Here is a 14,921-nt window from a genome sequence, read left to right as displayed (position 1 = left end):
AAAATGAGTCTGGGATAAATTTCCAGACTTTTTTGTATAGAGCCTTAAAAAAATTGAAAGAAGAAATTTATATTTCATCTGTTTATCAGGCCTGCTTTGTGCTAGAATAGTGGTAAAGTAACTATTTAGAGGAGATTGGGAATGACAAAAGAGGCTAGCTCACGTGAGGACGACATCAAGAGAGAATTTAATTTCGCAACTCATTCGATTATTTCCCAGGTTTTGCGTGGTGTCTTAGTTGGGATTTTTGCTGGACTGGTGGTGGGCGTTTTTCGCTTTCTGATTGAAAAAATCTTTCATTTAGTGCAGGATGTCTACCATAGGAGTCAGCAGTCTTTGCTTTGGTTACTGGCCTTGGTGTTCTTTTATGCTTTCATCGTCTTTCTCAACGCTCGCTGGGTAAAGTCGGAGAAAAACATTAAGGGGTCAGGGATTCCGCAGGTTGAAGCAGAGCTGAAAGGCCTGATGTCACTTTCTTGGTGGAGTGTTCTCTGGAAGAAGTTTGTATTGGGGATTTTAGCCATTTCTAGCGGTCTGATGTTGGGTCGAGAAGGACCAAGTATTCAGCTAGGCGCTATGAGCGGCAAAGGCGTTTCTAAATTTCTGAATTTGAGTGCTGCTGAGGAGAGAGCGCTCATTGCTAGCGGTGCAGCAGCAGGCTTAGCAGCAGCTTTTAATGCACCAATCGCAGGCCTGCTTTTCGTAGTAGAAGAGGTTTACCGTCATTTTTCACGCTTTTTCTGGGTTTCTACGCTGGCGGCCAGTCTAGTTGCTAACTTTGTCTCACTCTCCATGTTTGGCCTAACGCCAGTGCTGGACATGCCGGATAATATCCCGGTCATGAAGCTGGAGCAGTATTGGATTTACCTAGTCATGGGCTTGCTGCTAGGTTTGTCAGGTTATATTTATGAGAAAGTCATTTTGAATATTCAGCAGGTTTACCAGTTTTTGGGGCGCTTGTTTCGAATTTCAGAAGCCTATTATCCCATTCTGGCCTTTGCCTTGATTCTTCCGATTGGTTATTTCCTGCCTCACTTGCTGGGCGGGGGCAATCAGTTGATTTTATCTTTGACCGCTAGTCATTATACTGTGGGAACCTTGCTCTTATTTTTTGTTCTGCGTTTTGTTTGGAGCATGCTGAGTTACGGAAGCGGGCTGCCAGGTGGTATTTTCCTGCCTATTCTAGCTCTGGGTTCACTGCTAGGCGGAGCAATAGGGGCAGTCTGTCTTCAGTTAGGTTTGATTTCTCAGGAGCAATTTCCTATTTTCATTATCCTAGGCATGAGTGGTTATTTTGGAGCCATTTCTAAGGCTCCTCTGACAGCCATGATTCTAGTGACAGAGATGGTCGGTGACATCCGTAATCTCATGCCGCCGGGGCTGGTCACTCTAACTGCTTACATTATCATGGATTTGCTAAAAGGAGCGCCAGTCTATGAAGCTATGCTGGAAAAAATGTTGCCAGACAGTATCGAGGACCAGGGAGATACTACTTTGATTGAAATCCCCGTTTCTGAAAAGATTGCTGGTCGGCAGGTGCATGAGCTAAACTTGCCTGATGGGGTCTTGATTACCATGAATGTCCACAAGGGAAAGACTCAAACGGTCAATGGCAGCACTCGCCTCTATCTGGGAGATACGATTTACTTGGTGCTGAAAAAGACGGAAATCGGGAAAGTTAAAGAAGCGCTGCTTTAATGGTCTAAATAGGCAGTTTTTGATTAAATTGTCAGACAATTTATTGAAATATGAGAAAAAAACTGGTATAATTTACAGGAAATAATCTCTATCTAGGAGAGAAAACAAAGGAGTCACCATGAAAAAACTTGGCATCGTCCTATTTTCAACGGCAATTTTACTGACTGGCTGTGCAGCCAACAATTCTACAAACAAGACTGGCTCAAGCAGTCAAGCATCCAGCAGCCAAACGGCTGTCAATCAGAAAGAATTGGACAAGGCGACAGCGGATTACAAATCTTTTGTCCAAGGACAAATCGATCAGCTCCTGACAGATACGGAGAAGTTTCGTGACACCCTTAAAGAAGGCAAACTAGATGAGGCTAAAAAGCAATATCCACTTATCCGTATGGCCTATGAGCGCTCGGAGCCGATTGCTGAGAGCTTTGGTGAATCAGATGTTAAAATTGACTTCCGCTTAGTCGACTATGTGGACGAAAACAAGACCGAAGAAGGCTGGTCTGGTTTCCACCGCATCGAAAAAATCATGTGGGAACAAAATACGACCAAAGGAACTGAAAGCTATGCTGATCAGCTGGTCAATGATATCAAGGAGCTAAAAGCTAAAATCGCAACAGTTGAAGTGACTCCAGATATGATGCTGACAGGCGCTGTTGACTTGCTCAATGAAGTGGCGACCAGCAAGATTACAGGTGAGGAAGAAGTATTCTCTCATACAGATCTCTATGATTTCCGTGCGAATATTGAAGGAGCAGAAAAGATTTTTGAGCTCTTTAAGCCATTGATTAAGGATAAGGACGAGAAACTCGTCAAGACCTTGGAACTTGAGTTTAAAAACGTCAACGGTCTCTTAGACAAGCACATGACTGACTCTGAAAACTACAAGCTCTATACAGAATTGACAAAAGAAGACACCAAGGAGCTAGCAGAAGCTGTGACCAAACTGGGTGAGCCTCTTTCACAAATGGGAGTCATTCTAAACGGGGAGTAATCATATGACAAACGACGAAAAATGGTTTAATAAAAAGATGGATCGTCGTGAATTTCTTAAAAAAGCAGGGATTGGAGGCGCTGGTCTTGCACTGGGTGTCTCTGGTGCATCTGCTTTTTTCGCTAATCAGGCCAAGGAAGATAAGAAATTCGCTGACGGTGAGGAAGAAATCAGCTTCTATGGAGAGCATCAGGCTGGTATTACAACTCCGATGCAGAAGAATATCTACTTTGTTGTGTTGGATTTGCATACGACAGATAGGGAGACCATTATCCAGCTCTTCAAGAATTGGACAGCCTACAGTGAGAAGCTGGTAGATGGAGAATTGGTCAAAAAAGATAATTCAAATGCCCTTTTGCCACCCATGGATACTGGAGAAACAGTCGGTCTCAACCCTTATCGACTGACCTTGACCTTTGGTATCTCAGCCTCTTTTCTGAAAAAAATGGGCTTGTCAGACAAACGACCGAAAGCTTTTCGGGATTTGCCTCCTTTTCCAAAGGAGCAGCTTAAAGAAAAATATACGGGTGGCGATATTGTCATCCAGGCCTGCGCGGATGATGAGCAGGTAGCCTTTCATGCGGTCCGCAATCTGGTTCGCAAGGGCAGAAATGCCATCACTATGAAGTGGAGTCAATCAGGCTTTGCTGCTATCGGAGACCGGATGTCAACGCCTCGTAATCTCTTTGGATTTAAGGACGGCACAGCCAATGTGACCAAGGAAAAAGACTTCGACAAGGTCATTTGGTGCGATAGCAAGGACTGGATGCAGGGGGGCTCTTACATGGCTATCCGCCGAATCCAGATGTTCCTTGAGACCTGGGACCGAACCAATCTGCAGGAGCAGGAAAACACTTTCGGTCGCTATAAGGAGAGTGGAGCGCCTTTTGGCAAGAAAGACGAGTTTGACGAGGTTGACTTGAAATTGCTGCCAGAGGATTCACATGTCCGTCTGGCCAAGGAGGTTGATAAGCCTATATACCGTCGGTCTTACTCATACTCGGACGGGATTGATGAAAGTACTGGTCAGTTTGACACAGGCCTGCTCTTTCTTTCCTTCCAGAAAGATCCTGATAGCTTTGTCAAAGTTCTGACTAATCTAGGCGCTCAAGATAAGATGAATGAATACGTCACGCATATCGGCAGTGGTTTGTTTGCTTGCTTTGGCGGAGTGAAAAAAGGAGAATACCTTGGTCAAAAATTATTTGAATAAAAGCCTGGTGATTTTGGGGCTTTTGCTTGTCTTTTTAGCTAAGCCGGTTTTAGCGGATGATAGCTACAGCAGTCTATTTGTCAAAATTACTGATGCCAGCACTGCAGTCAAGCAGAAAGACCAGGAAAAAGCCAAGCAGCTAGTCGGAGAGATCAAGACTGACTTTGAAAAGATGGCTAATCATGACTCAGCAGCGGGACAAGAGGTAAGCAAGGCACTAGACTTATCGGGCCAGGTGACTGAGGAGAAACTGACAAAGATTTCTTCGGCCCTCTTGAAATTTGAGAAAGAGCAGAATCCAGTCGACTTAGAGGCTGAGAAAAAGAAGCTTCTCAGTAAGCTAGAGCCAAAATTTGAAAATCTACAAAAAGCCATTAGTGCTAAGGATTTAGAAGCGACACGAGAAGCATACAAGAAGATGAATAGCACCTGGACCACCAATGAAAGCGTGGTGCGAGACAACAGCACAGCCCATTACGGCAAGGTAGAAACAGCCATTTCATTTCTGCGCAGTGCCGTTGAGACGGAGCCTACTGACTTTGACATGATTCAGTCTTCTTTTGATGATTTGAAGGCCGCCATTGATAATTTTGTCAAAGGTGAGAAAGTCCAAGAAGCTGCTGGCAATCTGACGCTGAAAGATGGAATTAAGCTCCTAGAGGAAGCCTTGAGTCTCTTTCAAAGCGGAGATGATAAAAAGGCTGCTGCCAAGATGAAAGAGTTCATCACCATTTGGCCAACGATTGAAGGAGATGTCAGTGTCAATAACCCTTTGCTTTATACCAAGGTTGAGAGTCAGACACCTGTTATTATGGTCAAGGGGAGCGAAGAGAAGTATCAAAAGCAGCTAGAATCCTTGATTAGTGAGCTGTCCCAGATTGACACGACAGCTTCCTATCATTTCTTTGATGCTATGCTGATTTTGCTGCGTGAGGGTGTAGAAGCGCTCTTGATCGTCATGGCTTTGATAACAACTCTGAAAGCTTCCAAGATGAAGAAAGGACTCAAATGGGTTTATGCCGGGGCAGCAAGTGGAGTTCTAGCCAGTGCTGTGATTGCGGCTTTGTTGCAGTTTCTTTTCCCAGCAGTTGCTTCCGGATCCAATCGTGAAATTATTGAAGGTGCAGTGGGAATTTTCGCTGTCGCCATGATGATATTGGTTGGTATCTGGCTGCACAGCAAGGCATCTATCGAGAAATGGAACGACTTTATGGAAAGCCAAATGAAGGCTGTAACAGCCACAGGCAGTTTTCTTTCCATGTTTGCTCTTAGCTTTCTGGCAGTTTTCCGTGAAGGGGCTGAGACTATCCTCTTTTATGCGGGAATTTTGCCGCGCATCACTATGACTGATTTCCTTTTGGGAATCAGCTTGGCTGTTCTGGCCTTGGTCTCGCTGGCCTTTATCATGAGCAAGGCTTCAGGTCTTCTCAAGCCACACAGCATTTTCTTCTGGCTGACCTGGCTAATCTATGCCCTGGCCTTTAAAATGCTGGGTGTCAGCATCCATGCTCTTCAGCTGACCAATATCTTACCAACGCACTTAATCAATGGCTTTGTGACTGTAGACTGGATGGGGATTTATCCTAGCCTAGAAGTGGTAGTTAGTCAGGCCCTCTTTATCCTGCTAGTCGTTTATGTTAGCTTTAAAAATCAGAAAAGCGAGCAGCAGCATGGATAAAAAAGAGCTGACTATTATTGAGCATTTGACAGAGTTCAGACGGCGTTTTCTAGCGGTATTGGCTTGCTTCTTCGTGGTTTTTCTGGTTGGCTTGCTCTTTTCAGCCGATATTTATCGATGGCTGACTAGTAATTTTGAGCAGAAGCTGCTGGTGCTGGGGCCGGATGATATCCTTTGGATTTATATCAGTCTGGCTAGCCTTGTCGCTTTTTCCCTGACCTTGCCATTTTTGGTTTATCAGGTCTGGGAGTTTGTCCGACCAGCTTTGCGAGCCAATGAAGCACGAGCTGTTTTCGCTTATATCCCAGCTACCTTTCTCTGTTTTGTTCTGGGGCTGGCTTTCGGCTTTTACTTTGTGACTCCGGCTATTTTACAGGTTTTGCTGTCGCTAGGTGAGGACCTCTTTGAGACTCGACTGACAGCGCAGAATTATCTTAGTTTCGTCTTTCATACCACTATTCCGATTGCTTGCCTTTTTGAGCTGCCAGTTCTGGTGTCCTTTCTGACTTCTATTGGTTTGCTCAATCCGAAATTTTTGGTAAAATATAGACGATACGCTTACTTTATTTTGCTGGTTTTAGCTGTTGTCCTGACACCGGCCGACTTTATCAGCGATCTGTCTATGACAGTGCCTTTGATTTTGCTCTATGAAGTCAGCATCTTGCTCAGTCGCATCATTTATCAAAGAAAATCAACGAGGAGAAATTAATGGGACTTTTAAAAGACATCGGAGTACCTGGAGTAATCATTATTGTTCTGGGTGCCCTGCTTATTTTCGGACCAAAACGCCTGCCCGAGCTGGGGCAGTCTATCGGTAAAATGTTTTCAGAATTTAAAAAAGCAGTCAATCATGCTGGAGAAGAAGACAAGACCGAGAATAAAAATGAAAAATAGTAAAGAAAAAGCACGGATAGCCGTGTTTTTCTTCTAACATCAAGTATGCTTGTATTAAGGAGTAAAAGTGAAAAAATTAGAAGAACGGATTCTTAGAGATGGACAAGTGCTAGGTGAAAATATCCTGAAAGTTGACTCTTTTCTGACCCATCAGGTTGATTTTTCTCTGATGAAAGAGATTGGCCAGGTCTTTGCGGAGGCGGTAAAGGACGCAGGAATTACCAAGGTAGTGACCATTGAGGCTTCTGGCATTGCTCCGGCTGTCTATGTGTCTGAAGCGCTGAATGTCCCGATGATATTCGCCAAGAAATCCAAAAACATCACCATGACTGAGGGGATTTTGACAGCTGAAGTATACTCTTTCACCAAGCAAGTGACTTCGACCATTTCGATTGCTGGGAAATTTCTCAACTCTGACGATAAGGTGCTGATTATTGACGATTTTTTAGCTAACGGTCAGGCAGCCAAGGGCTTAATTACCATTATCGAGTAAGCAGGAGCGCAGGTTGAAGCGGTTGGCATTGTCATTGAAAAATCGTTTCAGAATGGCCGTCAACTTTTGGAAACAGCTGGTTATCGTGTTCTTTCTTTGGCGCGAATCGCAGGTTTTGAGAAAGGTCAGGTTGTCTTTACTGAGGCAGATATATGATTTCCTCTTACTTTTGACTATCTGTCTGGCTTATAGTATAGTAAAGATAGTTGATATTTTAAAAATCTAAGCTCATTGATTCATTGATTATACTTGGGTAGAAAAAGTTTTTGAGGGATTTCTATGCACCAAACTCATAATTTACAGCAGAGGATGCGGCTCTTTATTTCTATTTTTTTGCCAATTTTGATCTACCAACTGGCCAATTTTTCAGCCTCATTTGTCGATACGACCATGACAGGTCAGTATGACACCTTGCATCTGGCTGGTGTTTCTATGGCAACTAGTCTTTGGATTCCATTTTTCGACCTGCTGATAGGGATTGTTTCGGCCTTGGTACCCATAATCGGGCATCATTTAGGACAAGGGAAAAAAGAAAAGATTGCTTCTGATTTTTATCAGTTTATTTATCTTTCTTTGGGGCTATCGCTAATTTTATTTGCCTTGGTATTTGTGGGCGCTCCTCTAGTTTTGTCTCACCTTGGCCTAGAGCCTTTGGTAGAAGAAGTGGCAAAGAACTATCTTTGGTATCTAGCGCTCGGCATTATCCCTCTTTTGCTCTTTAGCATCATTCGTTCTCTGTTTGATGCTCTGGGGTTGACCAAGCTTTCCATGTATCTCATGCTCTTACTTTTACCTTTGAATGGCACTTTTAATTATGCCCTAATCTACGGAGCATTTGGTTTTCCAGAAATGGGCGGAGCTGGAGCCGGACTTGGGACTTCTTTGGCTTATTGGGTTTTGCTTCTCATATCCTTATTAGTAGCAGTCAAACATCCAAAAATCCGAGCCTATGAGCTATGGAAGATTCGACCACTAGATAAAAAGGGCTTAATTGAAGGCATTCGACTTGGACTGCCTATCGGCGGAACCTTTTTTGCTGAAGTCGTGATTTTCTCTGTTGTTGGCCTGGTCATGGCTAAGTTTTCCTCACTAATCATTGCCAGCCATCAGGCGGCAATGAATTTTTCGAACTTAATGTATGCCTTTCCTATGAGTATTTCAACCTCAATGTCTATTATCGTTTCTTATGAAATTGGAGCTAATCGTCCTGACGATGTTAAGAAATTCTGTAAACTTGGGCGGCTGACGGCTTTGGGAATTGCTGGATTTACCTTCCTCTTTCTCTATATCTTACGCGACCGTGTGGCTGCTCTCTATGGGTCGGATACCGAGTTTATCCGTATGACATCTGTTTTTCTGACCTACAGCCTCTTTTTCCAATTAGCAGATACTTTTGCGGCTCCTTTGCAGGGTATTCTTCGGGGCTACAAGGATACTCAGGTGCCATTTTACTTAGGTTTGATTGCTTATTGGGGAGTTTCGCTGCCTCTGGGGCTCTTCTTAGATCACTATACTAGTTTAGGCCCTTATGGATACTGGATTGGTCTCATTGCCAGCTTGGTGACGAGTGGCATTCTCTTTCAGTGGCGGCTTAATAAAATTCAAAAGAAAAGCAGCTAATTAAACAACTAGCTGCTTTGTTTTATTTTTCCCGCATTTGACCTTGTGGGAAGTAGGTTCCTTCTGGCATGTCGTTAATGATGATATGGACAGCAGACTGAGGTGCGCCAGTATTTCTGACAACAGCTTCAGTTACTTCCTTGGCAAGAGCTTTTTTCTGCTCTAGAGTGCGTCCTTCAAACAAATCAATTCTAACAAATGGCATATTTTCTGCCTCCTTTATTTCGTTATTATTATTTTATCACAAATGAGGTTTTAAAGAGTAGTGAATTATGGTAAAATAATGTGAAGTAAAAATGGAGATAGTGAATTAGCAAAGATTTAAATTATGGCTCAGTTATACTACAAATATGGCACGATGAATTCGGGCAAGACCATTGAGATTTTAAAAGTCGCCCACAATTATGAAGAACAAGGCAAGAGCGTGGTTATCATGACCTCGGCTGTTGATACCCGCGACGGCTTTGGTGTCGTTTCTAGTCGTATCGGCATGAAGCGGAATGCCGTAGCTATTGAAGATCAAACGGATATTTTTGGCTATATCCAACAGCTGCCTGAGAAGCCTTATTGCGTTTTGATTGATGAGGCTCAGTTCTTGAAACGCCATCATGTCTATGATTTGGCTAGAGTGGTGGATGAGCTGGATGTTCCAGTTATGGCTTTTGGTCTGAAGAACGATTTTCGCAATGAACTCTTTGAAGGTTCCAAGCACCTCTTGCTCTTAGCTGACAAGATTGAGGAAATTAAAACCATTTGCCAATATTGCTCTCGTAAGGCCACCATGGTTTTACGGACTGATAACGGAAAGCCAGTTTATGATGGTGAGCAGATCAAAATTGGTGGCCATGAGACTTATATTTCAGTCTGCCGCAAGCACTATTTTAATCCCGACATTAAGTAATCCAACGATAGAAAAAAGGAGATGATGAAAAATCTATGAACATCTATGAACAGTTACAAGCGGTTGAAGATCGCTACGAAGAGCTTGGTGAACTCCTAAGCGACCCAGATGTGGTCAGCGATACCAAGAGGTTTATGGAGCTTTCTAAGGAAGAAGCCAGCACCCGTGATACAGTGACGGCATACCGCGAGTATAAAAAAGTCCTGCAAAACATCACAGACGCTGAAGAAATGATAAAAGACGCCTCTGGTGATGCCGACTTGGAAGAAATGGCCAAGCAAGAGCTAAAAGACGCCAAGGCTGAAAAAGAGGAATACGAAGAAAAACTAAAAATCCTTCTTTTACCAAAAGATCCAAACGATGATAAGAATATTATCCTTGAAATCCGTGGTGCTGCAGGAGGAGACGAAGCGCAGTTGTTTGCAGGAGATCTCTTGCAGATGTATCAAAAATATGCTGAAAGCCAGGGCTGGCGCTTTGAAGTTATGGAAGCTTCTTACAATGGTGTAGGTGGGATCAAGGAAGTGGTCGCTATGGTCTCAGGCCAGTCAGTCTACTCAAAGCTTAAGTATGAATCTGGTGCTCACCGCGTACAACGGGTTCCTGTAACCGAGAGCCAAGGTCGCGTTCACACCTCAACAGCAACTGTCTTGGTGATGCCAGAAATCGAAGAAGTCGAATACGACATTGATCCTAAAGATCTGCGAGTGGACATCTACCATGCTTCAGGTGCTGGCGGACAGAACGTCAATAAGGTTGCGACCGCGGTTCGTATTGTCCATCTACCAACCAATATCAAGGTCGAAATGCAGGAAGAGCGGACCCAGCAGAAGAACCGGGATAAGGCTATGAAAATCATCCGAGCTCGTGTAGCAGACCACTTTGCTCAAATCGCTCAAGATGAGCAAGATGCAGAGCGCAAGTCTACGATTGGTACAGGTGATCGCTCAGAGCGGATTCGCACCTATAATTTCCCGCAAAATCGAGTGACAGATCACCGTATCGGCTTGACCTTGCAAAAGCTGGACACGATTTTAGCTGGCAAACTGGATGAAGTCGTTGACGCTCTGGTTCTCTATGACCAAACGCAAAAACTAGAAGAGCTGAATAAATAATGACATTAGCTCAATATTTGCTGCAGCTAGAGCAAGAGCTAGTAGCAGCTGGAGAAGAAGCAGAAAGCCTGTCTTTCGTTTATAGGGCTCTTAATAAGCTCTCCTTTACCGACTTTGTTCTCAAACTTAGGGCAGAAGTAAGTCAAAAAGACCGTGACCAGCTAAAAGCTATTCAAGAGCAGCTGCTTGTTCACAAGCCAGCCCAGTATATCATTGGCAGCAGTGACTTTCACGGCCTGACTCTCAAGGTGGATGAGCGGGTTCTGATTCCAAGGCCTGAGACGGAGGAGCTAGTGGAGCTGATTTTGTCAGAAAATCCCGAAAGTTCTCTGTCTGTCTTGGATATCGGAACGGGTAGCGGAGCCATTGCTCTGGCACTGGCAAACAGCCGTCCAAACTGGCAGATTACTGCTTCTGATCTCTCGGATGATGCTCTTGCCTTGGCAGCAGAAAACGCTCAGTCCTGCGAACTTAACCTTGCTTTTGTCCAATCCGATTGCTTGGATTCGATTCAAGGAAAATTTGACATTATCGTCTCCAACCCGCCCTATATTTCAGAAGCAGATAAAGACGAAGTTGGACTCAATGTTTTGACCTCAGAGCCTCACATGGCCCTCTTTGCTGAGGAAGATGGCTATGCCGTCTATCGGAAAATAGCCGAGCAAGCAGGAGACTATCTGACAAAAAAAGGAAAAATCTATCTGGAAATTGGTTACAAGCAAGGAGATGGCATCAGGGAGTTGCTGGAAAAAAACTTCCCTCAAAAACGAATCCGAGTCCTGAAAGATCAATTTGGCAAAGATAGAATGGTGGCGATGGACAATGGATAAGATAGAAAAGACTCTGGTAGCAGGTGGAGCGGTTGTCCTGCCGACAGAAACTGTTTATGGCCTCTTTGCTCAGGCTTTAAATGAAGAGGCAGTTGAGCGAGTCTACGAATTAAAACGAAGACCTCGTGACAAGGCTCTTAATCTCAATGTGGCTAGCATAGAAGAGATTTATGCTTTTTCTAAGAACCAGCCCAGTTATCTGAAGCAACTCTATCAAGCCTTTCTGCCTGGGCCGCTGACTATTATCCTCCAAGCCAATGACCGAGTGCCGACTTGGATCAACTCAGGTATGGAAACTGTGGGCTTTCGGATTCCTAAGCATCCGGTTACGCTTGACTTGATTCGCAAGTACGGTCCCTTGATTGGTCCATCCGCCAATCTTTCTGGAAAAGCTAGTGGAACTTCTTTCCAGCAGATTATGATGGATTTTCAAGAAGAGATCTCAGGTGTAGAAGATGATGCATCTTTGACAGGTCAGGATTCAACTATTCTGGACTTGTCTGGAGAAAAGGCACTCATTTTACGCCAAGGGGCAATCACGCGCGAGTATATTCTCGCCCAAGTAAATGATATAAATTTTTAACTTTAGGACCTAAGGTCCTATTTTCGCAAAAGAAGGGAGACACCTTATGATTTTTGACCAAGAAGACTACAAAGCATTTGACCCAGAGATTTGGGAAGCAGTTGCTAAAGAAGAAGAACGTCAGCAGCATAATATTGAGCTGATCGCTTCAGAAAATGTCGTTTCTAAAGCTGTCATGGCTGCTCAAGGTTCTATTTTGACCAATAAGTACGCTGAGGGCTACCCAGGCCGCCGTTACTATGGTGGGACAGATGTAGTGGATGTGATTGAGAGTCTGGCAATTGAGCGTGCCAAGGAAATCTTTGGCGCCAAGTTTGCTAATGTTCAGCCTCACTCAGGCAGCCAAGCAAATTGCGCTGCTTATATGGCTTTGATTGAGCCAGGCGATACAGTTATGGGCATGGATTTGTCTGCGGGCGGCCACTTGACTCATGGTGCATCAGTTAGCTTCTCCGGTCAAACCTACAATTTTGTATCTTATAGCGTAGATCCCGAAACAGAATTACTGGACTTTGATGCCATCCTCCAGCAAGCCAAAGAGGTTCAGCCTAAGCTGATTGTGGCGGGAGCTTCAGCTTACTCTCATATTATTGACTTCTCAAAATTCCGTGAAATTGCTGATGCGGTAGGGGCTAAGCTCATGGTTGATATGGCTCACATCGCTGGCTTAGTCGCTGCAGGCCTCCATCCAAGCCCTGTGCCTTATGCGGATATCACAACCACGACGACCCACAAGACCTTGCGCGGACCTCGCGGTGGATTGATTTTGACAAATGATGAAGACCTAGCTAAGAAAATCAACTCAGCTATCTTCCCAGGAATTCAGGGCGGACCATTGGAGCATGTTATTACAGCCAAAGCAGTTGCCTTTAAAGAAGTACTTGATCCAGCTTTCAAAGTCTATGCTCAGCAGATTTTGGATAATGCCCAAGCCATGGCCCAAGTCTTCCGTCAACATGACAAGTTCCGTGTGATTTCTGATGGTACTGAAAATCACCTTTTCTTAGTGGATGTCACTAAGGTTGTAGAAAATGGAAAAGTCGCTCAAAATCTCTTGGATGAAGTCAATATTACCCTTAATAAAAACTCCATCCCTTACGAGACTTTGTCACCATTTAAGACTAGCGGCATTCGTATCGGTACAGCAGCTATTGCAGCTCGAGGCTTTGGTGTAACAGAAAGTATCAAGGTGGCCGAGCTTATTATCAAGGCTCTGGAAAATGCTGAAAACGAAGCGGTGCTGAATCAGGTGCGGGCGGAAGTTCGTGAATTGACAGACGCTTTTCCACTCTATGAGGGCTTGAACTAAGATGGATATTTACGTAAAAAAAGCGATTATTCATCAATTCAGCCCAGCTGATACCGAACTGCTGCTGGCGGATAAGTTTCTCAACATTACTCCTAAGATTGAAGAATACCTGCGCAAGAAGATTGAGCGGGTCTATTCTGACGATGCTAAAACAGGTGTTTTCGATCCCGAAAACGTCTTTTTAGCCCATCTTTCAGACGACCTACTAGAAACATCAGTGACAGTGGCCAAGCTCTGGCAGGAGGAGTTTTCTGTCAGTGAAAACCAGAAAACCAATGATTTGATTTTTGTCCAGTTTGACAAAGAAGGTGTGGAACACTTCGCTTTTCTGCGGATTGCTCTGCGGGAAACTCTGACCCACTTGGGTGGTGAGGTGGACAATCCTATCAAGCTGACGCAGAACAATTTACCTGGATTTGGTACAGGTGCAGACGAGGCTTTGGTCATCAATCTCAAGTCTCGCAAGTACCATCTGATTGAAAAACGCATCAAGTATAACGGTGCCTTTCTCAATTATATGTCGGACAATCTCTTGCAGGTCAATCCGACAATCTCAGCCAAGAAATCAATCAAAGCGCTTGAGAAGACTGCTCAAAAAGTTGCCGAAAGTTTTAACAAAGACGATTTCCAGTTTCAGTCTAAGGTTAAATCCAGTATTTTCAAAAATCTGGAAGAAAACGACGAATTGTCGCCTGAGAAACTGGCCGATGATCTTTTTGACAGCAATCTAACTGCCCGACTTACCTTTATTGACCAAGTCAAGGAAGCTATTCCTGAGCCAGTCAAATTTGATGAGATTGATAGTAGCCGCCAGAAGAAAAAGTTCGAAAATCAGAAACTCTCCCTTTCAAATGGAATTGAGCTCATCGTTCCTAATAATGTCTATCAGGACGCAGAGTCTGTAGAATTTATCCAGAACGACAACGGAACCTATTCTATTTTGATTAAGAACATCGAGGATATCCAAAATAAATAATGTTTAAATTTCTAAGAAGACTGATTTTAGTCCTTTTCGTGCTATTTGCCGGCTATAAAATTTATCAGGTTCATCATGATGTCAAACAAGTCATGAAGTATCAGAGCTTAGTCAGAGAAGTGCTGGACGAGCAGGACACAGCGGCCAATGAAGAATTGGTTCTGGCCATGATTTATACAGAGACAAAGGGAAAAGACACTGATGTCATGCAGTCCAGTGAAAGCGCGACTGGTCAGACTAATGCCATTACGGACAACAAAGAAAGTATTCGCCAGGGCGTTCAAACCCTGTCTGATAACCTAGAGTTAGCCAGCGAGAAAAAGGTGGATGTTTGGACAGCAGTACAAGCCTATAATTTCGGTCAGGCCTATATCGACTACGTCGCTAAAAACGGTGGCGAAAATACGCTGGAGCTGGCTAAGAAATATTCAAAAGATGTGGTGGCGCCAAGCTTAGGGAATGTAACTGGCAAGACCTACGGCTACTATAACCTGATTTCTATTTTCCACGGCCCAGAGCTCTATATCAACGGCGGTAATTATTATTATTCCCGTCAGGTCAAGATGAACATGCACATTATGCGCCTCTTAAAATGGTTTTAGAAAGAAGTTTTCAGCCTT

At 44.0% G+C, this 14,921-nt stretch carries 15 protein-coding genes and 1 pseudogene; 15 read left to right on the top strand and 1 reads right to left on the bottom strand.

Annotated elements, in window-relative coordinates; all coding sequences use genetic code 11:
* The first annotated feature begins 141 nt into the window (after positions 1-141).
* The 8 genes and pseudogenes from O3627_RS03235 (at position 142) to O3627_RS03200 (ending at position 8,587) form a co-directional block, all read left to right on the top strand.
* Complete coding sequence (locus O3627_RS03235) at positions 142-1,698, top strand: chloride channel protein (RefSeq protein WP_371621283.1); 1,557 nt, start codon at positions 142-144, stop codon at positions 1,696-1,698.
* Positions 1,699-1,816: 118 nt separating this feature from the next.
* Positions 1,817-2,689, top strand: a complete 873-nt coding sequence (efeO, locus tag O3627_RS03230; RefSeq protein WP_125341705.1) for an iron uptake system protein EfeO — start codon at positions 1,817-1,819, stop codon at positions 2,687-2,689.
* A gap of 4 nt (positions 2,690-2,693) precedes the next feature.
* Positions 2,694-3,902 carry an iron uptake transporter deferrochelatase/peroxidase subunit gene (efeB, locus tag O3627_RS03225; protein ID WP_343091740.1) on the top strand — a complete coding sequence of 403 codons (1,209 nt, stop codon included), beginning with the start codon at positions 2,694-2,696 and terminating at the stop codon, positions 3,900-3,902.
* Complete coding sequence (locus O3627_RS03220; RefSeq protein ID WP_125382219.1) at positions 3,880-5,580, top strand: FTR1 family protein; 1,701 nt, start codon at positions 3,880-3,882, stop codon at positions 5,578-5,580. The genes efeB and O3627_RS03220 overlap by 23 nt, the downstream gene beginning before the upstream one ends.
* Positions 5,573-6,289 carry a twin-arginine translocase subunit TatC gene (gene tatC, locus O3627_RS03215; protein ID WP_185756108.1) on the top strand — a complete coding sequence of 239 codons (717 nt, stop codon included), beginning with the start codon at positions 5,573-5,575 and terminating at the stop codon, positions 6,287-6,289. Before O3627_RS03220 ends, tatC begins: the two co-directional genes overlap by 8 nt.
* Positions 6,289-6,474 carry a twin-arginine translocase TatA/TatE family subunit gene (locus O3627_RS03210; protein WP_125382222.1) on the top strand — a complete coding sequence of 62 codons (186 nt, stop codon included), beginning with the start codon at positions 6,289-6,291 and terminating at the stop codon, positions 6,472-6,474. Before tatC ends, O3627_RS03210 begins: the two co-directional genes overlap by 1 nt.
* Positions 6,475-6,541: 67 nt before the next feature.
* A pseudogene (locus O3627_RS03205) lies at positions 6,542-7,123 on the top strand (xanthine phosphoribosyltransferase).
* Positions 7,124-7,246: 123 nt separating this feature from the next.
* Positions 7,247-8,587 (top strand): MATE family efflux transporter, encoded by a 1,341-nt coding sequence (locus tag O3627_RS03200; protein ID WP_125382223.1) that lies wholly within the window; start codon positions 7,247-7,249, stop codon positions 8,585-8,587.
* Positions 8,588-8,609: 22 nt separating this feature from the next.
* Here O3627_RS03200 and O3627_RS03195 read toward each other — a convergent pair whose 3' ends face one another.
* Positions 8,610-8,810: a 4-oxalocrotonate tautomerase gene (locus O3627_RS03195; RefSeq protein WP_260468528.1), complete on the bottom strand. Its 201-nt coding sequence runs from the start codon at positions 8,808-8,810 to the stop codon at positions 8,610-8,612.
* 105 nt (positions 8,811-8,915) lie between these two features.
* Between O3627_RS03195 and O3627_RS03190 the strand changes: the two genes are divergently transcribed.
* From O3627_RS03190 to O3627_RS03160, 7 genes are read left to right on the top strand one after another with little or no spacing between them, the layout of a single operon-like run.
* Positions 8,916-9,488, top strand: a complete 573-nt coding sequence (locus tag O3627_RS03190) for a thymidine kinase (protein WP_125382226.1) — start codon at positions 8,916-8,918, stop codon at positions 9,486-9,488.
* A gap of 35 nt (positions 9,489-9,523) precedes the next feature.
* Positions 9,524-10,603 (top strand): peptide chain release factor 1, encoded by a 1,080-nt coding sequence (prfA, locus tag O3627_RS03185; RefSeq protein WP_002895522.1) that lies wholly within the window; start codon positions 9,524-9,526, stop codon positions 10,601-10,603.
* The gene (gene prmC / locus O3627_RS03180) at positions 10,603-11,433 is read left to right on the top strand and encodes a peptide chain release factor N(5)-glutamine methyltransferase (protein WP_002897583.1); all 831 of its coding nucleotides are present in this window, start codon (positions 10,603-10,605) and stop codon (positions 11,431-11,433) included. The genes prfA and prmC overlap by 1 nt, the downstream gene beginning before the upstream one ends.
* Positions 11,426-12,016 carry an L-threonylcarbamoyladenylate synthase gene (locus O3627_RS03175; RefSeq protein ID WP_011836953.1) on the top strand — a complete coding sequence of 197 codons (591 nt, stop codon included), beginning with the start codon at positions 11,426-11,428 and terminating at the stop codon, positions 12,014-12,016. Before prmC ends, O3627_RS03175 begins: the two co-directional genes overlap by 8 nt.
* 46 nt (positions 12,017-12,062) lie before the next feature.
* Complete coding sequence (gene glyA, locus O3627_RS03170) at positions 12,063-13,325, top strand: serine hydroxymethyltransferase (RefSeq protein WP_060976377.1); 1,263 nt, start codon at positions 12,063-12,065, stop codon at positions 13,323-13,325.
* 1 nt (position 13,326) lies between these two features.
* Positions 13,327-14,301: a nucleoid-associated protein gene (locus O3627_RS03165; protein WP_002895516.1), complete on the top strand. Its 975-nt coding sequence runs from the start codon at positions 13,327-13,329 to the stop codon at positions 14,299-14,301.
* Entirely contained in the window at positions 14,301-14,903 is a 603-nt protein-coding gene (locus O3627_RS03160; protein ID WP_002897579.1) for a lysozyme family protein, read from the top strand. Before O3627_RS03165 ends, O3627_RS03160 begins: the two co-directional genes overlap by 1 nt.
* Positions 14,904-14,921 lie beyond the last annotated feature (18 nt).

The sequence above is a fragment of the Streptococcus sp. 27098_8_82 genome, from assembly GCF_041431615.1.
In the GTDB taxonomy this organism is placed as follows: domain Bacteria; phylum Bacillota; class Bacilli; order Lactobacillales; family Streptococcaceae; genus Streptococcus; species Streptococcus sanguinis_K.
This window is presented reverse-complemented; position numbering and strand designations above follow the sequence as displayed.